Source organism: Allopontixanthobacter sp. (assembly GCF_034376665.1).
Lineage (GTDB): Bacteria > Pseudomonadota > Alphaproteobacteria > Sphingomonadales > Sphingomonadaceae > Allopontixanthobacter.
In genome coordinates this window covers 17,230-34,965 of the sequence record NZ_JAXMJI010000067.1, presented here as the reverse complement: position 1 = coordinate 34,965, position 17,736 = coordinate 17,230, and the positions used below count along the sequence as shown (strand labels likewise).

Genomic DNA, 17,736 nt, shown 5'->3' with positions numbered 1-17,736 from the left:
AAGAGGGCTTCCCTTCTGAAACCATAGAGTGGGGGTCACGGGAGGCCTCCGATTTCCTGTGCCCAATTCACAACTTGCCCCCGCATCGCCGCGCGATTAGGGCGGCTGGTATGAATAACGACAATAACGACCACGAACTCAGCCAGCGCAAATTCTATCCTGCGAGTGTTGAGGCGAAAACTGCTGTTTCAGCACCCCGGCAGACACCTCAGACAAGGCACCCGGCATACCGGCTGGCGTTCCAGGATGATGATTTTCTGCTGCGCGAGGAATTGCGCCCGGTTCGCTTCCAGCTTGAATTGCTGAAGCCCGAAATGCTTCTGGAAGAAGCCGGCGTCGGCTCAACCCTGGTCATGTACGGTTCCGCGCGAATCCCGTCGCCGGCGCAGGCCGAATTACTGGTCGCGAGTGCCCTAGCGGACAAGAAAGCCGTAGCCGAGAAGCTGGCGGAGAAATCGAAGTATTATCAGGAGGCCTACAATCTCGGCCGCTTGGTCAGCGAAAAGGCGATCATCGAAGACGGCAAGCGGCAATTTGTGATCTGTTCGGGCGGCGGGCCCTCGATCATGGAAGCGGCTAATCACGGCGCTTCCGACGCTGGTGCGGAATCGATCGGGCTGAATATCGCCCTGCCGCATGAACAGGCACCCAATTCCTATGTGACGCCCTATTTGTCGTTCCAGTTCCACTATTTCGCACTTCGCAAGATGCATTTCCTGCTGCGTGCCCGGGCGGTGGCGGTGTTTCCTGGCGGTTTCGGAACGCTCGACGAATTTCTCGAATTGCTGACCCTGATCCAGACCGGCAAGATGAAGCCGATCCCAGTGCTGCTGTTCGGCAGGGAATTCTGGACCAGAGTCGTCAATTTCGAGGCCCTGGCCGAAGAAGGCACTATCAATCTCGCGGATCTCGACCTGTTCCACTGGTGCGAAACCGCCGAAGATGCCTGGCACCATATCGCGGAGTTCTACGACCTCGAAGCCTAGGTGGTGTTGCGAACGGCCTGATGGCCCATCGGACCGCTGCCGAGACCGAAGCCGGGTGCGTTCTCCATTGCGCTGTAGACGAATTTGCGCGCTATCCGGATTGCATCCTCAAGCGGTTGCCCATGGCCGATCAGGGTCGCAATGGCCGATGACAGGGTGCAGCCGCTGCCGTGAGTGTGCGGGGTGGACAGCCGCCGGTGGTGGAACACCTGAGCCTCCCCCATCGGGCTGACCAGCACATCGATCACGCGCTCGTCATCGGTATGGCCGCCTTTCGCAAGCACGTCGCAGCCGGCCTCCCGGGCGAGTTCACCGGCGGCGTCCTGCATCAGTTCAAGCGTGCGCAGTTCGCGGCCGGCCAGCAGTTCCAGTTCGGGCAGATTGGGCGTCAGCAGCGTCGCTAGCGGAAACAGCCGCGCCCGCATCGCTGAAATCGCGGCCTCGTCGATCAGCCGGGCACCGGAGGTGGCGACCATCACCGGGTCGAGCACGATCGGAAAGCGGCCTGTCGCGGGCGGTGCGTTCTTGGCGATATGTCCTGCGGCGGATCGGGCGCTGACTTCAGGAGCCGCAACCAGCGCCGCTGCGACATGGCGCACTATGTCTTCATTGCCCAGCATCCCGATCTTGATCGCGTCCGCGCCGATATCGTCGATACACGAGGCGATCTGTTCCAGCACGAACTCGCCCGCGATCGGGGTAATGCCCTGAACACCGATGGTGTTCTGCGCCGTCACCGCCGTAATCGCCGTCATGGCATAGCCGCTGAGCATGGTGATCGTCTTGATGTCGGCCTGGATGCCGGCGCCGCCGGAACTGTCCGAACCGGCAATGCTGAGAATGCGGGGCGGAGTCCGGCTCATTCTGCGGGCCCCTTGTACCTGCGCTCCAAACTTGCCGGGAATTTTACCTGCAGGGCCGCACTGCGCGATGGCCGGTCCATCAGCTCGCCCCCGCAATTGGGGCACCGGTCATCCAGTTCCTCGGCGCAACGGGCGCAGAAGGTGCACTCGAAACTACAGATGAACGCACCGGGGGCCGCAGCGGGCAGATCGGCCCCGCAGCGCTCGCAATCGGGGCGCATGTCCAGCATCAGGCGGCGTCCTGAACCGCGGCGCAGATCCGGTCCACCACCGCTTCCACCTGATCCTTGTCATCGCTTTCGGCCATCACGCGGATGACCGCCTCGGTTCCGGACGGGCGGATGACCAGCCGGCCTTTGCCTGCCAGTTCCGCCTCCGCTCCCGCGATGACCGATTTGACGATCTCGTTTTCAAGCGGAGCGCCGCCGGAATAGCGGACATTCCGGAGCAATTGCGGCACCGGATCGAATAAATGCAGCAGTTCGCTCGCCTTCTTGCCCGATTGGACCAGCGCCGCGAGTACCTGCAGTGCGGCAATCGTCCCGTCGCCGGTGGTGGCATGGTCGAGCATTATCATATGGCCGGATTGCTCGCCGCCGACATTGAAGCCGCCGGTCCGCATTTTCTCGAGCACATGGCGGTCGCCCACTTTGGCGCGTTCGAGCGTCAGCCCCAGGCCCGCAAGATAGCGTTCCAGGCCGAGATTGGACATCACCGTGGCCACAATCCCGCCGCCCCTCAGCTCGCCCCGGGCGGCAAGGCCGGTGGCGATCAGCGCCATGATCTGGTCTCCGTCGACCGTCCGTCCGGTTTCGTCCACCACGATCAGGCGGTCGGCATCGCCATCCAGAGCAATGCCGACATCCGCGCCTTCTTCAACGACCGCGGCCTTGAGCGCATCGAGCGAGGTCGATCCGCACGCGTCGTTGATGTTCTTGCCGTTGGGGGTGACGCCGAGGGTGATGATTTTCGCGCCCAGTTCCCAGATCGCCGACGGCGCGACCTCGTAAGCCGCCCCGTGGGCGCAATCGACCACGATCTTCAGCCCGTCGAATCGGACATCCTGCGGAACCGATTGCTTGATCGCGTGAATATAACGTCCCCGGGCGTCGTCGATCCGGCGCGCACGGCCGATATCGGCCGACGCTGCGAGTGGCTGGTCGGTCTGGATCAGGGTTTCGATGGCCAGTTCGTCTTCGTCGGACAATTTGAAGCCGTCTGGCCCGAACAGCTTGATCCCGTTGTCTTCGAACAGATTGTGGCTGGCCGAGATCATCACGCCGAGATCGGCCCGCATTTCCCGTGTCAGAAGGGCAATTGCCGGGGTGGGCAGCGGTCCGGTCATGATCACGTCCATGCCCACGCTGGTAAATCCGGCCACCAATGCGCTTTCCATCATGTAACCCGACAGGCGGGTATCCTTGCCGATCACCACCCGGTGCCGGTGGTCGCCGCGCAGGAAGTGGCGGCCGGCGGCCTGTCCCACGCGCATCGCGGTCGCCGCGGTCATCACGCCCTGGTTGGTGCGGCCCCTGATGCCGTCGGTGCCGAAAAACTTGCGTACCATAGAAAACTTGCCTCAATTTCATGCGCAGGCACCACCGGCCCTTGCCACGGACTACTGGCGCGTTAAGTGCGCAAAGGGAAGGGGGCCGAGACATTGCCGGACATTAACACACAAGCGAACCCCCCAAAGGGTGACCTTATCGCCATACGGCTGCCCGTCTGGTGGACTTTTGGCGGATTGATTGCCGGGCTGCTTACGGGACTGACGCTGGCCGACAGTTCTCAGGCTGAGGCGGTGCTGGCGATTGCCCAGCCGGTTGGATCGCTGTGGCTGCGCGCGTTGCAGATGACCATCATCCCCCTGGTCGCGGCGCTGCTGATCCTGGGGATCACCCAGATGGCGCAGGCGGCGCGCGCGGGCAGAGCGGCGCGGCTGATGCTGGGGCTGGTGTTCGCTGTGCTGGTGCTGAGCGGGACGGTGACGGTGCTCGCCATGCCTGCCTTGTTGGCAATATTTCCGATTCCGGCCGCGGCATCGGGAATGCTTGCGGCAGATACAGGCGCGGCGCAGCAGGTCCCGGTGATCGGCGATTTCATCACGTCGCTGATTGCACCCAACATCATTGCGGCTGCGGCCGAAACGGCCATGTTGCCGCTGACGATCTTCTTTGCGATGTTCGCTCTCGCAATGGGGCGGCTGCCCCATGACCAGCGGCAGACCCTGCTGCGGTTCTTCCGCGCGCTGGCCAATACCATGCTGACGATCATCGGCTGGGTGCTGTGGGCGGCGCCGGTCGGGGTGTTTGCCCTGGCTATCGGTGTGGCGGCGCGCAGCGGCGGGGGCGCCTTCGCCACGCTCGCGCATTATATCCTTACCGTCAGCGCGATGGGTACGCTGGTCCTTGTCGGAGCCTATCTGCTGGCGTGGGTGGTCGGACGGATCAGTCCGCTGCGGTTTGCCCGGGCGATGATCCCGGCGCAGGCGGTGGCGATCTCGACCCAAAGCTCGCTCGCCAGCCTGCCTGCCATGCTGGCCAGCGCAAGGATGCTCGGCATTCGCGACCGGACGGCCGATTTCGTGCTGCCGCTGGCGGTTGCGATCTTTCGTGCGACCAGTCCGGCCATGAACCTGGCAGTGGTGATCTACGTCGCAGCGCTGGCCGGTGTGGAACTGACCCCGATGCTGATGATTGCGGGTGTCGCGGTCGCGTTCATCATCAGCGTCGGATCGGTCAGCCTGCCCGGTTCGATCAGCTTCGTAGTTTCGATCGGCCCGATTGCTATTGCGATGGGTGTGCCGGTGGAGCCGCTGGCATTGCTTGTGGCGGTGGAAATGCTGCCCGACATCATGCGCACCCTGGGCAATGTGACGATGAATGTTGCCGTGACAGCGGCGGTCGAGCGTTCTACGCAGGACTGAAGCGTAAACCGGGCAACCCTTTGACTGCCCATGCGTTGAAGGGGTAAGCCCCGGACCAGATTCACACCAAACGGATTGGAGAAAAACCATGCCTTTTAAGCTCACCCCTTTGCCTTACCCCGACACCGCGCTGGTTCCGGCAATTTCGGCGGAAACCCTGTCCTACCATCATGGCAAGCATCACCAGGCCTATCTGGACAAGACCAACGCTGCGATCGAAGGTACCGACCATGCGGACGCTTCGCTGGAGGACGTCATCGCCGCCGCACGCGGATCGAACAAGGGGCTCTTCAACAATGCGGCACAAAGCTACAACCACGGTTTTTACTGGCATTCGCTGGCGCCGGAAGCCACCAGCGCGTCAGACGAACTGACGTCGATGATCGATACTGCCTTCGGTTCGGTGGATGAACTCAAGTCAAAGCTGGCCGAGCGCGGCGCGGGCCATTTCGCCAGCGGCTGGGTGTGGCTGGCGGAAAAGGACGGCACACTGTCGGTCGAGGATACGCATGACGGCGACACGCTGGCCGACAGCGGATTCAATCCGCTGCTGGTGATCGATTTGTGGGAACACGCCTATTACCTCGATCATCAGAACAAGCGCCCTGCCTATCTCGAGGCGGTCATCAACCAGAAGCTCAACTGGGCATTCGCCTCGGAGAATCTGGCACGCGGCACGACCTGGAAATACCCCGACTGATCGGGAAAGGCCCGGCACCCAAGCCCGCCATACGGCAAAGGCCCGCTCCGGAATGACCGGGGCGGGCTTTTTCGTGCAGGCTTTGCTATGCCTGGGGGGGTGGAGGCCCTTCGGCCAAATCCAGCAGATTGGCCGCAAACAGGGGTTCGCCGAAGATAAAGCCGATCAGGTTCGGCCGCCCGACATTATCGAAGAACGCGGTCAGCATCAGCAGGATGGGTACCGACAGCAGCGCGCCGAATACGCCCCAGACCCATGAGAAATAGCTCAGCGCAATCAGGATCATCACCGGGTTCATGGTGAATCGCGCACCGAGGATCGAGGGCGTGACGATATTCGCTTCGACTGTATGGAGGCCCAGATAGGCGATCGCCGGAATGATCCCCAGCAGCGCGGTTTCCGCCGTGCCGATCCCGAACAGCGCCAGCAGCGCCGTCATCACCAGTGGCCCGATATAGGGAATGAAGTTGAGCAGCGCGGCGAGGCCGCCCCACATCACCGGCGCTTCCACCCCCAGCGCCCATGCGCCGGCCGCGACGATTACACCGACGATGCCGTTGATCCAGGCGACAGTGAAAATATAAGCCGCGACGCGGTCCTGCATTTCGCGGATCGCGCGGGCGGCCTTGATACTGGTGCCAAAGGATGACCGGTCGAGCAGCAAATGCTTCCGCATCCTCACCCGAGCCTCGATCATGAAGAATGTCATCAGCAGGGTCAGCAGCGTTTCCAGAACTACGCTCGGCGTTGCAAACGCCAGCTGCTCGATCACCGAAGGGCTGGCAAGCACGACCTCGCGCCCTTGCGACTGCCCCATCAGCTCGGCCAGTTCCGCGTTGGCGATGGCGATCCAGGCAAACTGGTCGCGCAATTCGCCAAACCTCTCCGCAGCCTGGTTGGCCATGGCGGGAACGCGGTCATACAGATCGACCGCCGGTTGCAGGATCAGGGCCAGCGCCAGCAGCATGATTGCGAAGAAGGTCAGCAGGGCGATCAGCGATGCAAGGACATTCGGCAGGCCCCAACCGGCGAGCTTGTCCGCGAGCGGCGACAAGATGATCGTCAGCACAATTGCAGTCACAACCGGCAGGAACACCACCGAACCGATCGAAAGAACAAAGGGAAGCGCCAGGAACAGCCCGGCCCCCAGAATGACCACCAATGCGGAGATCAGGCGAAGTTCCTGTTCCGCGAATGCCTTGCGGCGGCCGGCTGGATTGCGCTCCCTGCCGGGAGGATCGGACGGAGAGACATTGACGCCCATTTCGAATCCTTCAGGTCCCCAGTGGGGATAATGAGCGAACGACCGGACCCGCCCCCAAACCGTGGGCGGTGCAGCCTGCATGACGCTGTATAGCCAGTCCTATCGGGTCTTGGAAGCGAGCCCGTTGCCTGATGCCACCAAATCGAGTTCCTGGAGGATGGCGTAGTGGGCTGCCGCATCGTCGGTCGAACGACGCGGAATGTCGCCGTCTTCCATCATCGAGGTAAGCGCGGCGCGTGCGCGGCCCACGCGGCTCTTGATCGTTCCCACTGCACAGCCGCAAATGCTCGCGGCTTCTTCATAGGAGAACCCGCCCGCGCCGACCAGCAGCAGCGCTTCGCGCCGTTCCGGCGGCAGGGTCAACAGGGCCCGGTGCATGTCGGACAGGTGCAGGGGTTCTTCCTGTCCGGCGGGCGCGGTCAGAATCCGCTCGGCGACATTCTCGTCATATTCGCCGCGGAACCGGTTGCGCCGCATGTCGGTCAGATAGGCATTGCGCAGGATCACGAAGGTCCAGGCCCGCATCGATGTGCCCGGTTCGAACCGTTCCTGCGCCGCCCAGGCCTTCATCATCGCTTCCTGGACCAGATCATCCGCCATGTCGGGACGGCCGCACAGCCCGCGCGCGAACGCGCGAAGGTGCGGAATTACTTCCGTCAATTCGCGTTTGAAGTCGGCCTTTTCGGTCGGTGTTCGCTTGCTTTCGCTCATCAGGACTTTTCATCCAGCCGCGACAGAAGCTCCTTGAAACTATCGGGCAGCGGTTCCGCGACGACTGAATCGTACAGACGACGAAGGCCGTTCGTCCATTCCGGATGACGTTCCGCCCGGTGCCCTTTATGGCTCCCCGCCGGCTGTAGGTTCACTTTTGCGTTCTCCGAGCTATCTGTCGCGCGCTTCTTCTTGTCAGGTTCCATAGGAAATCTGTATCTTCCCCGTTTCGATCGCTGACTTGGGTCTAGCTTGTTTTTGCAGGCCGCGCTGGATTAATGTGAATGTGCTAGGGGGAACGAAGGGGCTTCTGTTTGGTTCCCTGCCTGACACCTGAGTTAAAGGGATAGGTTTTTTGTCCTCGAATTGGTGGCCTTACCTGGGGGATTCCATCCGTGAACGAACATCGTCCGTGAATCAGGTGAGGCGGCACCAACACTCGTTGCGCCGATGGCTTGTGGAATATCCGCGTGCCGTGCCGATGATCATATTCCTGCTGATAACCGCAATTACGGCGCTGAGTGTTTTTGCGATCGAGCGCGGTGAGAAGCAGCGCGAACACGCCCGACTTCAGGCTATTTCGCAAGCGGTCGGCTCAGCGCTGGAACGGCGGGGCAGCTCCAACGCGGCCTATCTTCGTGCCGGTGCAGCCTTGTTCAGCACTGTCGAACGCGTTGACGAGCGCATATTCCGGCGTTTCGTCAATGAACTGCGGCTCGACACCGAATACCGCGGTGCGAGCGGCGTCGGCTGGGCGGAAGCCGTCCGGCCCGAGGGAGCCAACGAATACCTCCAGCGGCTGGGCAATTATTTTCCCAGCGGCCTGGGTATCTATCCAGCCTATGACGGGACCCGCAAGTGGATCACCCCGGTCACGTTTCTCGAACCGCGGACGGCACGCAACCGCGCGGCCCTGGGCTTCGACATGTATTCAGAGCCCGCACGCCGTGCGGCGATGCAGGAAGCCGAACGCACCGTGCGGCCTACCGCCAGCGCACCGATCGAATTGTTGCTGCCGACAGCGAACGGCGCCGCCAAGGGTTTCATGATCTACATGCCGGTGTTCGAAAGCAACGAAATCGAGAGCACGGCGATCAGGCGCCCCTTGCGGGGCTTTGTTTACAGCCCCTTCGATGCCCAGCAATTTCTCGATTCGGTCCTGCAGTCCGAAACCCTGGGGAAAAGCGGGGTTCGCCTGTATGACAGCCAGGTCGCTCCGGAAAATCTCCTGGCCGAAGTTGCGCCCGAAAGATCCACCGGCAACGTCATTTCCAGGCCGCTCACCATTGCAAACCGTACGATGTACCTGGAACTGGAATCGGCGCTCAGCGGGACATTGTCGCAATTATCCATGGCGACACTCATTTTCGGTCTGCTGGTCGCGAGCCTGTTGATGGTGGTGGCCCGCCTGCTCAGCCAGCAGGCGTTGGAGGACCGGGCTTCGCTGGAGTGGCTGCGCGAACAGAATTCCATCCGCAATTCGCTGACCCGGGAACTCAACCACCGGGTCAAGAACACGCTGGCGAATGTGTTGTCGATCATCGCCCTAACGCGGCGGCGGGCGGAAAACCTCGATGAATTTGTCGACGGGATCGATGGGCGTATCCGGGCACTATCCGCGACGCACGATCTGCTAACCCAGTCGGAATGGGGAACCACACCGATAGCGGATGTCGTGGCCACCGAACTTGCGCCTTACAACGGCAGCGGTGAAGTGCTTTCCGTTAGCGGGCCGCCGGTCGAACTTGCACCGGGCGACGCGCTGTCGCTCGGGCTGGCGATCCACGAACTGGCGACCAACGCCGCCAAATACGGGGCCTTGGGCCATGCTGGCGGCCGGGTGTCGGTAAGCTGGACGCGCGAGGACGGCGTGGTGCGGATTGTCTGGCAGGAATCGGGCGGGCCACCGGTGCCGACCCAGCGAAAACGCGGGTTCGGCACCGATCTGATCGAGAAAATCGTCGCCCACGAACTCGATAACCCGGTCGAGCTGGACTTTGCGCCCGAGGGTGTCCGGTGCGTCATTACCGTTCCGATCCGCGTCCCCAGCGATTTCGCGATCCGCGCCAGCCGCTAGCGCCAGTTCTCACCTCGCATCGCGGCAAACCGGTTAATCGAGCGGTCGGCTCGACCCGAAAAACAGTGCCTGGGAAATGGCAGCGCGAACCGTCGATTCCTGGAATGGCTTGGTCACCAGATAGGTCGGTTCCGGCCGGTCACCCGTCAGGAGCCGTTCCGGATATGCGGTGATGAAGATCACCGGCACGCTGTCGATGGAGAGAATGTCGTCCACCGCGTCGAGGCCGGACGATCCGTCAGCCAGTTGAATATCGGCCAGCACCAGGCCCGGCGTCCGCTCTGCCACGACGGCCTGGGCCTGCCGACGGGTCGCCGCCGTGCCGCAGATTTTATGTCCAAGCGAAGTCACCAGATCTTCCAGCTGCATGGAGATCAACGGCTCATCCTCGATAATCAGGACGCTGGTGGCTGTTTCCTGGTCGATTTCATCGACGGCCTCTTTCACCAGGGTTGAAACATCGGCCGCGTCCATATCCATGATCTCGGCTGTGTCCTCGACCGAAAAATCTTCAAGTGTCGTCAACAGGAGAACCTGTCGGTTAAGCGGAGTAATGGATTTGAGACGCATGTTTGCGGCGATTTCATGATCGCTGCCCGCGGCCGGGCCGTTGACAACTTCGAGATACGCACTGGACCACACCTTGTTGAAAGCGCGGTAAAGCGGCACCCGGCCGCCAGCCAGGGTCGCCTTGAGACTTTCATCGGCCAAGGCGGCTTCGAGCGTTGCCTGCACATATGTGTCCCCCGTTTTCTGGGAGCCGGTCAGCGCCCGAGCATAGCGCCGTAGATATGGGAGATTTTTCGCGACTTGTTCGCCCAATGACATAGAAACCCTTCCGCCTGATAAGCCGTCCTGAAACGCATCTGTTGCGCTTCGGTTCCGGACCGCTTGAGCATCAGGTATTTTGGCTGGTCCGGCGGCTCAACCATAGGCCAGCCAGCGCCGTGTGTCAGATATTTTTTGATTTTTTTGCATTGGCAGGGAACCCCGCGCAGAGCGGGGCATTTAGTGTGTGTCACCGGCCGTGACCCCCCCTCCCGTCCATACGGCCTGTGACGCGATCCCCCCAGGGCCTCCGCTCCAAGTGAGTCAGGAGGCCCTTTTTTTGTCGCCAATTCAGTTGCCGGGATCAGTGGTCGTTCGCCGCAGCAGCGAAAAGAGACCGCGCCGCTGCGGACCGCGAATGGCCTCGATCAGCTCTGCCGGCTCGTACGGTTTTACCAGCACCGGGCCCAGGTCTGCGATCTTGTCCGGAATATCCTGCGGTGCGCCGGTGGAAAACACGATTCGGGGACGGTTCGGTCCGACATCGTCGAGCAACTCCGCGATGGCCCAGCCATCATCCCGGTCCGCCAGATGGACATCCAGAATTATGGCATCGGGCTTGCGTTCGCGCAGAAATGCAAGGGCCGCTTCCGTGGAGTTGCACAGCACGACTTCGCCCGCCCCACCATCGATCAGAGCCTGCTCTATAGCCATCGCCAGAAGGCTGTCGTCCTCGACGACCAGGATCAATCCGAACCCCGGAGGAACACGGCGTTTGGCAGATTTCCCGGCAGCAGGTTGAACGGATTTAACCACAGTCCCAGGTCTCCATCGGAAGTTTGCATTCGATCGGCAGATTGGCCGGTACCCAGCCAAAAGAATCCGGCAGGACATGGCGACAAAACGTTACTCTGTCGATTGAAGTTCCCGCTCGAGCCGGATTAGAGCCGGCCGGCGCATTATGGGCGGCGAACCGGAGTTCTGCAACGATTCACAGCGGCTTGCGGTAGATCAGATATTCGCGGTTGATTGTCCCGCCAATCATGTCGGCAATCGCAACCATTCCCTGATTGTCGTCGAGGATCCATCCGATTTCCGCGCGCGAAGCCCCGAATTTACCCACCGCCTGCTGGCGGATCAACTCGATCATCATGAAGGCAAGCTGGCTGGCCAGCCGGGAATTATGGTATTCCTTGAGAACACCCATCAGCGGTACCCGCATATGCTTGCCGCGGGGCTTGCGGATCCACCGCAGCAAGGTGAACCATCCGAAGGGGAACAGCTTGCCGCCAGTCTGCACCAGCGCCTCGTTGACATCGGGAAAGGTTATCATGAAGGCGACCGGCTTGCCGTCCAGTTCCGCAATGCGCACCAGTTCGGGATGGATCAGCGGGAGCATCTTTTTCGCGGCGTAGGAAATCTCCGTGTTGGTGAACGGTACGAAGCCCCAATTACCCGACCAGGCATCGTTGAGGATGTGGAGGATGATCCGCACCTCGTCCTCGAATTTCGATTTGTCCACTTCGCGGATCCGGATGCGTTCGTTGCGTTCGCCCGATTTCACGATCCGTTCGACCAGCGGCGGAAAGCTGCCGGTTATCGGCAAGTGGTATGTGAACAGTTTCTTGGCCGGAACATAGCCCGCGCCTTCGATCCAGGTCTGGTAGTGGGCCGGATGGTGGCCCATCATCAGCATCGGAGCGTGGTCATGGCCGCGCACCAGCAGGCCTGGTTCTTCCCAGATCGATAGCGATATCGGTCCGAGTACCTGGGTCATGCCTTGCTGCCGCAGCCAGCTTTCCGCCGCCGCCAGCAAGGCATCGCCGACCCGTTCGTCCTCCGCGTCGTAATAGCCGAACATGCCGGTCCCGGGGCCCATGCCCTGTTCCGGCGGGATTTCCAAAGCGAGTTCGTCGATATGGGCGGAAATGCGGCCCACCGGAACATCGCCGCGGTACGCCATGAACAATTGCACCCGCGCATGCTGGAAAAACGGGTTCTTGCCGGGATCGATCAGTTCCAGCTGCTCGCCGCGCAATTGCGGAACGAAATGCGGCACCCGCGAGGCAAATTTTCGGCCCAGATCGACAAAGGCCGCCCGGCCCTTTTTTCCGGATATCGGGACAATGGTAATCGGTGCTTCGGTCACGCAGGCGTTCCTGTTCAGGTTTGGTTTTCGTCTCCTGTGCGAACAGGGGCTTGTCAAGCCAGCCTGCAATCCCGATCTCCCGCACTCGCCGCACAAGATTGATCAAACATTTGCACTTGCCGCGATTTGGTTCCACGGTTCACCCCCGAAGCTGCAGGCGGAACGGTGCGGGCTAACAGGAAAATTCGGATCTCTTCATGAATTCGCACAATTTAGCAGGAACGGCTGGATCGCAGCCGCTGGCGGGCCCGGATCCGGTTCGAGTCCCGATTGCCGACGATATGGCAATGCTGCGCGGCGCGCGGGACCTGACCAAGGACATCGCCGAGGTCAATCCCCGCATCTATTGGGCGGATATGCTGGTATCGGCCGCGGTCGGCTATGCGGCTCTTGCCGGGGCGATACTGGCGGATAGTACCGGCCTCGCTATCCTGCTCGGCCTCGTGTCGGCGCTGGTGCTCTACCGGGCGCTGCTGTTCATCCACGAATTGTCGCATATTCACCGCAACGCGCTGCCGGGGTTTCGCATGGCCTGGAACGTGCTGGTCGGCATACCCATGCTGACCCCGTCGCTGATGTATGAAGGGGTTCACACGATCCATCATGCACGAACGCGCTACGGGACTGTCGAGGATCCCGAATATCTGCCGCTGGCGCTGATGAAGCCGTGGTCGCTGCCGGTGTTCATCCTGATCTCGCTGCTGGCCCCGCCCGCGCTGGTGATCCGCTACGCCATCCTGACCCCCATTGGGCTGGTTCTCCCGCCGCTGCGCAAACTGGTGTGGGAGCGGTTTTCGGCGCTTTCGATCAACCCGGATTTCCGCCGCCGCCCTCCGGCCGAGGAATTTCGCCGCCGGTTTTTCTGGCAGGAAACAGGCGCAACGGTCTGGGCAATCGCACTGCTGGCCAGCACTGCGTTCCTCGGTTGGCGCCCGCTGCTGATCGCGCTTGCGGTGTTTTCGCTAACCGCCGTGCTGAACCAGACGCGCACGCTGGTGGCGCATCTGTGGGAAAATGACGGCGAGCCGATGACCGTGACCGCGCAATATCTCGATTCGGTCAATGTGCCCCCACCGGGCCTGTTGGCGGAAATCTGGGCGCCGGTCGGCCTGCGCTATCACGCGCTGCACCATTTGCTGCCGAGTATGCCCTATCATGCCTTGCCCGAGGCGCATCGCCGGCTGGCGGAGCATCTTGGTGCCGGATCGACTTACGACCGGTCAAACCACCGCGGCCTTGCACCGCTGGTCGGCAGGTTGTTGAGCAGCACCATGAAAGTCCGCTGACCGGCGGCTATTCCTCGGTCCGGACCAGTACCGTCTCGCCGATCAGCAGGAACAGGAAGAACGGGGCCCACGCGGCAAGGAATGGCGGATAACCGCCGAAGCTGCCCATCGCCAGCGCGGCGTTGTCGACCACGAAATAGGTAAAGCCCAGCCCCATCCCGATCAGCGCGCGAACGAACAGCTGGCCCGACCGGGCGAGACCGAACGCCGCGACCGCGCCCAGCAGCGGCATCAGGAACGCGGACAGCGGCCCGGATATCTTGTGCCACCACTTGGCCCGTAATTCAGCGGTGCGCCGCCCCGCAGCCTCGAAATCGGCGATTGAGCCGGACAATTGCCAGAAGCTTTGCGCATCGGGATTGACCGCGCTCAACTCGATCTGTTCGGGGATGACTTCGGGTGCGACCGTCGCAGAAGCTACCATCGAGGTATCTGCGGTCTGGACGTCGAAACGGACCGCATCGTTCATGGTCCATCCGGGCGCGGCATAGGTCGCTCGCTCGGCCCGGATCTGCTCCAGCAATATTCCTTGTGCGTCTCGGCGGTAGAAGGTGACCCCGCGCATGGTCATACCCTCGCTGCTGCCGGTGACAGTGTTCGCGGTGAGGATATCGTTCCCCGCGGTCAGGTAGACGTTCGCCTTTACCCCCGTATCCTGCGGGATCGGGCCGTAATCATTCGCTTCCCAGGCGCTGAGCGTGGCGGTTGCCTGCGTCACGACGCGCTCGTTGAAGGCAAAGCTCACAATCGACACCAGGCCGGCTGTGAGCAGCAAGGGCGCAAGCACCTGGTGCGCGGACAGCCCTGCGGCCTTCATCGCGATCACCTCGCTGTTCTGGTTGAGCGTGATCAGCGAGATGATCGTGGCAAGCAGCACGGAATAGGGCAGGAACCTGGCCACCAGCTGCGGTACGCGCAGCGTGACATAGGTCCATAATTGCGCCTGCCCGTTGCCTTCCGCTGCAAGGATATCGCCGCTGGTACTGAGCAGGTCGAGCATCATCAGGACCATCACCAGGACCGCCAGCATCGCGACGATCCGGACGAAAAACAACTTCGCCAAATAAAGCGTGAGCGTACGGGACGGGAAGAATTCCAGCTGCACCGTCTATTCCGCCGCCTGAAAATGAGGGACGGTATCATGTTCGGCTTCGAACCGGCGGCGCTTGCGGCCAAGCAGCTTGCGCAGCTGTTTGGCCAGCTTTGCCGATCCGCTTTCCAACGCTCCGATCGCTTGTCCGCCCGGCACATAGGCGACGCGGTAGAACATCCAGATGATCAGTGCGGCAAAAACCATGAACGGACCCCATAATGCCAGGGCGGGGTCGGCCCGTCCGAGCGCGGCAAAGTCCTCCCCGTATTGATTGACCTTGTGATAGGCGACCACCATCACGATCGACACGAACACGCCCAGCGCCGAGGTCGACCGTTTGGGCGGTATCGCCAGCGCGACCGCCAGCAGCGGCATCAGCAGCATCATCACCACTTCCACCATGCGGAAGTTGAAGCTGGCCTGGCTGGCATCACGCACTTGCTGGGTGCTTTCCGGACTCCAGCCAATGCTGAGCAATTCGGGCAGGATATATTCCCGCTCCGCATCCCCGCGTTCGCGAAATTCCTCGATCGCTGGCAGGTCGATCGGCAAATCGTGGCGGGTGAAGCTGAGTACGCGGGGTGTGCCGCCTTCTTCGCCGCGGCCCATATCCTGCACGATTGTGCCATCGTTCAGCCGCAGGATGATGGTGTTGGGATTGTCGCTGGTGGCCAGGAAATTCCCCTCGCGCGCGGTGATCGACAGCACCTGGCCCTTTTCATTGGCAACCCGCGCAAAGATGCCGATCAACTGCCGGCCTTCGTTGCGGCTTTCCTCGATCCGCAGCGCCATGCGGTCCTTGAGCGTGGTGAATTCCCCAACTTTGATGGAGGCGCCCAGCGCGCCGGAGCGCAGGTCATAATCGAGCTGTTCGTAATAATACCGGCTGACCGGCTGGATATAGAACACCAATGCGGCGTTCAGCCCGACCAACATCAGGGTGATCGCATAGGGGACGCGCAGCAAGCGCCAGTAACTGAGGCCGACCGCGCGCAGTACGTCCAGTTCGCTGCTGGTGGCGAGTTTGCGGAAGGCGAGGAGGATCCCCAGCAGCAGGCCGAGCGGGATCGCCAGGCTGGCATATTCGGGCACCAGGCTGCCGAGCATCTTGAACACCACGCCGATCGGACCGCCTTCGGTCGCGACGAAGTCGAACAACCGCAGCATCTTGTCCAGGGTCAGCAGCGATGCAGCCAGTACGAACACGCCCAGCATCGGTACAGTCACAAGCCGGAAGATGTACCGGTCAATGGCGGGGATGAAATTGAACAATAGCTCGGCGCCTGCCAGTCTTTCAAAAGGTCAGCCCGAAGACTGGATTCCTGCCCCTAGCGCGAAAAACGCCCGCGGTCATGCCCCCCAATGCGGCCGGGGTCGCTATTCGAAGCCATCGTTCACGCTTTCTCCAGCGTGCATTGAAGCGGATGCTGGTTCTGTCGGGCGAAATCCATAACCTGGTTGACCTTGGTTTCGGCCACTTCGTAGGAAAATACCCCGCAAATTCCGACGCCCTTCTGGTGGACGTGCAGCATCACCCGGGTCGCCTGCTCAAGGTCCATCTTGAAGAACCGCTTGAGCACCATCACCACGAATTCCATCGGGGTGTAATCGTCGTTCAACAGCAGCACCTTGTACATGCTGGGCTGCTTGGTCTTGGGCTGGGTCTTGGTGACCACACCCACCTGGCCTTCACCGCCTTTGCCGCCATCCTTGGCCCCGCCGCCCGCACCCGCGCACAGTGCGCCGTTGCGGCGGGAAGGGGCGCTGGCATCCTGAATCAGGGTGGGAAGGTCGGCTCGGTCAAAGGTCATGTCTGCAGTAATATCGTATCCGGTCCGCACTTCGCAAGGTGGCCGAGGTAGTAATCCGCCCGCTAACGCACATTTCATCGCAAAATCGCTGCTGCAGGGTTGGATAGGAAGCGATCGGCCGAACAAGTGCGGTCTCCGGACAAAAGAAACGGGCCGAACGAGGATGTCGTTCGGCCCGCATTCTTTTGCCTACCGGGAGGAGAGGATCCCGGTACGCTTAATCCCGGGACAGCGGATAGCCCGTTGGCTTCCGTCACCCGATTGCCGGTTCAGGCTGCCTTGCGGACTTTGTCCATGGCAACGCTGACGCGGCTCGAAATCGGCGCGAACGCTTCGTTGGCCAGCTTGACCCAGGCTTCCGTGGTCTTGGAGACAGTTGCAATCGTCGCATCGAAATTGCGGCTGGCGATCTGGCTCTGCAGCTGGACGAATTCGGTCGGCGACTTGACGGCGGCGATTTCCTTGGCGTCCGAAGTCATGGTCGAAACGGCGGCCTTGCCTTCTTCGACATAGTTCTTCGCCAGTTCCTGCATGCCGGAAGCGAGGATCTTGCCGGATTCGACAATGGCTTCGACGTTATGCTTGCTGAATTCGCCCATTTCCGAAGCGAGCACGGTGCTCTTTTCGTAAACGGTCTTGGCGCGGGTCTGCAGGTCGGCCAGGCCGTCCTTCAGCTGTGCAGTGTAATCAGCGGCGGTTTCCTGTGCTTTGGTCATGATGGTTTCCTTCGTGATGGATTTCTTGATCGAGGGGGTTTTTACAGCCGCCGGCTTGCGGCTTTTCGGCGCCGCCTTGGGAGCTGCTTTGCGCGTAGCAGGCTTCTTTACGGCGACCTTCTTGGTTGCGGTCTTGCGGGCGACGGTCTTCTTGGCGGCAGCCTTTTTCGGTGCGGCCTTCTTCGCTGGCGCGGCGGGGCTCGGCGCAGCCACTGCTTCAGCGACGTTCTGCGCTATAGTGGGCTTTGACGGGGTTTCCGCTGCGGCAGTCTTCGCAGCAGTCTTCTGAACCGTGCTCTGGGCAGCCGCTTCGGCGAAAGCCTTTTCGGCCGCTGCATCAATTTTACTCGTGGCTTGGTCTGCCATGATACCGATCCTTGTGCGTT

At 61.5% G+C, this 17,736-nt stretch carries 19 protein-coding genes; 6 read left to right on the top strand and 13 right to left on the bottom strand.

The window, feature by feature from the left end:
- The first annotated feature begins 110 nt into the window (after nucleotides 1-110).
- Nucleotides 111-986: an LOG family protein gene (locus tag U0988_RS07175; protein ID WP_322291940.1), complete on the top strand. Its 876-nt coding sequence runs from the start codon at nucleotides 111-113 to the stop codon at nucleotides 984-986.
- On the opposite strand, the gene U0988_RS07170 is transcribed toward U0988_RS07175, so the two are convergent.
- The 3 genes from U0988_RS07170 to glmM are packed head-to-tail and all read right to left on the bottom strand — an operon-like array spanning nucleotide 983 to nucleotide 3,416.
- Nucleotides 983-1,849 (bottom strand): hydroxymethylpyrimidine/phosphomethylpyrimidine kinase, encoded by an 867-nt coding sequence (locus U0988_RS07170; protein WP_322291939.1) that lies wholly within the window; start codon nucleotides 1,847-1,849, stop codon nucleotides 983-985. The two genes, U0988_RS07175 and U0988_RS07170, sit on opposite strands and share 4 nt — an antisense overlap.
- A complete protein-coding gene (locus U0988_RS07165) occupies nucleotides 1,846-2,079 on the bottom strand; it encodes a DUF1272 domain-containing protein (protein ID WP_322291938.1) in 234 nt (77 codons plus the stop codon). The genes U0988_RS07170 and U0988_RS07165 overlap by 4 nt, the downstream gene beginning before the upstream one ends.
- Nucleotides 2,079-3,416 carry a phosphoglucosamine mutase gene (glmM, locus tag U0988_RS07160; RefSeq protein WP_322291937.1) on the bottom strand — a complete coding sequence of 446 codons (1,338 nt, stop codon included), beginning with the start codon at nucleotides 3,414-3,416 and terminating at the stop codon, nucleotides 2,079-2,081. Before glmM ends, U0988_RS07165 begins: the two co-directional genes overlap by 1 nt.
- 93 nt (nucleotides 3,417-3,509) lie before the next feature.
- On the opposite strand from glmM, the gene U0988_RS07155 reads away from it, so the two are divergent.
- The gene (locus U0988_RS07155) at nucleotides 3,510-4,775 is read left to right on the top strand and encodes a dicarboxylate/amino acid:cation symporter (protein WP_322291936.1); all 1,266 of its coding nucleotides are present in this window, start codon (nucleotides 3,510-3,512) and stop codon (nucleotides 4,773-4,775) included.
- A gap of 88 nt (nucleotides 4,776-4,863) precedes the next feature.
- Entirely contained in the window at nucleotides 4,864-5,475 is a 612-nt protein-coding gene (locus U0988_RS07150; RefSeq protein WP_322291935.1) for a superoxide dismutase, read from the top strand.
- Nucleotides 5,476-5,560: 85 nt separating this feature from the next.
- Here U0988_RS07150 and U0988_RS07145 read toward each other — a convergent pair whose 3' ends face one another.
- From U0988_RS07145 to U0988_RS07135, 3 genes are all read right to left on the bottom strand, one after another.
- Nucleotides 5,561-6,739, bottom strand: coding sequence for an AI-2E family transporter (locus U0988_RS07145; RefSeq protein ID WP_322291934.1), 1,179 nt, complete (start codon nucleotides 6,737-6,739; stop codon nucleotides 5,561-5,563).
- Between the two features lie 99 nt (nucleotides 6,740-6,838).
- Nucleotides 6,839-7,450 carry a sigma-70 family RNA polymerase sigma factor gene (locus U0988_RS07140; RefSeq protein WP_322291933.1) on the bottom strand — a complete coding sequence of 204 codons (612 nt, stop codon included), beginning with the start codon at nucleotides 7,448-7,450 and terminating at the stop codon, nucleotides 6,839-6,841.
- On the bottom strand, nucleotides 7,450-7,656 hold the full coding sequence (locus tag U0988_RS07135) for a NepR family anti-sigma factor (protein ID WP_322291932.1): 207 nt from the start codon (nucleotides 7,654-7,656) through the stop codon (nucleotides 7,450-7,452). Before U0988_RS07135 ends, U0988_RS07140 begins: the two co-directional genes overlap by 1 nt.
- A 275-nt stretch (nucleotides 7,657-7,931) precedes the next feature.
- On the opposite strand from U0988_RS07135, the gene U0988_RS07130 reads away from it, so the two are divergent.
- Nucleotides 7,932-9,527: a CHASE domain-containing protein gene (locus tag U0988_RS07130; RefSeq protein WP_322292017.1), complete on the top strand. Its 1,596-nt coding sequence runs from the start codon at nucleotides 7,932-7,934 to the stop codon at nucleotides 9,525-9,527.
- 33 nt (nucleotides 9,528-9,560) lie between these two features.
- Here the strand turns inward: U0988_RS07130 and U0988_RS07125 are convergent, their stop codons facing one another.
- From U0988_RS07125 to U0988_RS07115, 3 genes are all read right to left on the bottom strand, one after another.
- On the bottom strand, nucleotides 9,561-10,355 hold the full coding sequence (locus U0988_RS07125) for a response regulator (RefSeq protein ID WP_322291931.1): 795 nt from the start codon (nucleotides 10,353-10,355) through the stop codon (nucleotides 9,561-9,563).
- Between the two features lie 291 nt (nucleotides 10,356-10,646).
- Nucleotides 10,647-11,111 (bottom strand): response regulator, encoded by a 465-nt coding sequence (locus U0988_RS07120; protein ID WP_322291930.1) that lies wholly within the window; start codon nucleotides 11,109-11,111, stop codon nucleotides 10,647-10,649.
- A gap of 175 nt (nucleotides 11,112-11,286) precedes the next feature.
- A complete protein-coding gene (locus U0988_RS07115) occupies nucleotides 11,287-12,444 on the bottom strand; it encodes an N-acetyltransferase (RefSeq protein ID WP_322291929.1) in 1,158 nt (385 codons plus the stop codon).
- Nucleotides 12,445-12,725: 281 nt separating this feature from the next.
- Between U0988_RS07115 and U0988_RS07110 the strand changes: the two genes are divergently transcribed.
- On the top strand, nucleotides 12,726-13,730 hold the full coding sequence (locus U0988_RS07110; protein WP_416172374.1) for a fatty acid desaturase family protein: 1,005 nt from the start codon (nucleotides 12,726-12,728) through the stop codon (nucleotides 13,728-13,730).
- A 7-nt stretch (nucleotides 13,731-13,737) separates the two neighbouring features.
- Here the strand turns inward: U0988_RS07110 and lptG are convergent, their stop codons facing one another.
- From lptG to U0988_RS07090, 4 genes are all read right to left on the bottom strand, one after another.
- Entirely contained in the window at nucleotides 13,738-14,835 is a 1,098-nt protein-coding gene (lptG, locus tag U0988_RS07105) for an LPS export ABC transporter permease LptG (RefSeq protein ID WP_322291928.1), read from the bottom strand.
- A 3-nt stretch (nucleotides 14,836-14,838) separates the two neighbouring features.
- The gene (locus U0988_RS07100) at nucleotides 14,839-16,095 is read right to left on the bottom strand and encodes an LptF/LptG family permease (protein WP_322291927.1); all 1,257 of its coding nucleotides are present in this window, start codon (nucleotides 16,093-16,095) and stop codon (nucleotides 14,839-14,841) included.
- Nucleotides 16,096-16,217: 122 nt separating this feature from the next.
- Entirely contained in the window at nucleotides 16,218-16,634 is a 417-nt protein-coding gene (gene clpS, locus U0988_RS07095; protein WP_322291926.1) for an ATP-dependent Clp protease adapter ClpS, read from the bottom strand.
- 269 nt (nucleotides 16,635-16,903) lie between these two features.
- Nucleotides 16,904-17,350 (bottom strand): phasin family protein, encoded by a 447-nt coding sequence (locus U0988_RS07090; RefSeq protein WP_322291925.1) that lies wholly within the window; start codon nucleotides 17,348-17,350, stop codon nucleotides 16,904-16,906.
- Between U0988_RS07090 and U0988_RS07085 the strand changes: the two genes are divergently transcribed.
- Entirely contained in the window at nucleotides 17,349-17,639 is a 291-nt protein-coding gene (locus tag U0988_RS07085; protein ID WP_322291924.1) for a hypothetical protein, read from the top strand. The two genes, U0988_RS07090 and U0988_RS07085, sit on opposite strands and share 2 nt — an antisense overlap.
- Nucleotides 17,640-17,736: the final 97 nt, after the last annotated feature.

What these genes read in the sequence shown, in the direction of transcription:
- U0988_RS07170 (WP_322291939.1), bottom strand. Translation starts at nt 1,849, where the DNA reads ATGAGCCGGACTCCGCCCCGCATTCTCAGCATTGCCGGTTCGGACAGT.
- U0988_RS07090 (WP_322291925.1), bottom strand. Translation starts at nt 17,350, where the DNA reads ATGACCAAAGCACAGGAAACCGCCGCTGATTACACTGCACAGCTGAAG.
- U0988_RS07125 (WP_322291931.1), bottom strand. Translation starts at nt 10,355, where the DNA reads ATGTCATTGGGCGAACAAGTCGCGAAAAATCTCCCATATCTACGGCGC.
- clpS (WP_322291926.1), bottom strand. Translation starts at nt 16,634, where the DNA reads ATGACCTTTGACCGAGCCGACCTTCCCACCCTGATTCAGGATGCCAGC.
- U0988_RS07140 (WP_322291933.1), bottom strand. Translation starts at nt 7,450, where the DNA reads ATGAGCGAAAGCAAGCGAACACCGACCGAAAAGGCCGACTTCAAACGC.
- U0988_RS07165 (WP_322291938.1), bottom strand. Translation starts at nt 2,079, where the DNA reads ATGCTGGACATGCGCCCCGATTGCGAGCGCTGCGGGGCCGATCTGCCC.
- U0988_RS07150 (WP_322291935.1), top strand. Translation starts at nt 4,864, where the DNA reads ATGCCTTTTAAGCTCACCCCTTTGCCTTACCCCGACACCGCGCTGGTT.
- U0988_RS07110 (WP_416172374.1), top strand. Translation starts at nt 12,726, where the DNA reads ATGGCAATGCTGCGCGGCGCGCGGGACCTGACCAAGGACATCGCCGAG.
- U0988_RS07085 (WP_322291924.1), top strand. Translation starts at nt 17,349, where the DNA reads ATGATGGTTTCCTTCGTGATGGATTTCTTGATCGAGGGGGTTTTTACA.
- U0988_RS07175 (WP_322291940.1), top strand. Translation starts at nt 111, where the DNA reads ATGAATAACGACAATAACGACCACGAACTCAGCCAGCGCAAATTCTAT.
- U0988_RS07145 (WP_322291934.1), bottom strand. Translation starts at nt 6,739, where the DNA reads ATGGGCGTCAATGTCTCTCCGTCCGATCCTCCCGGCAGGGAGCGCAAT.
- U0988_RS07135 (WP_322291932.1), bottom strand. Translation starts at nt 7,656, where the DNA reads ATGGAACCTGACAAGAAGAAGCGCGCGACAGATAGCTCGGAGAACGCA.
- glmM (WP_322291937.1), bottom strand. Translation starts at nt 3,416, where the DNA reads ATGGTACGCAAGTTTTTCGGCACCGACGGCATCAGGGGCCGCACCAAC.
- U0988_RS07130 (WP_322292017.1), top strand. Translation starts at nt 7,932, where the DNA reads ATGATCATATTCCTGCTGATAACCGCAATTACGGCGCTGAGTGTTTTT.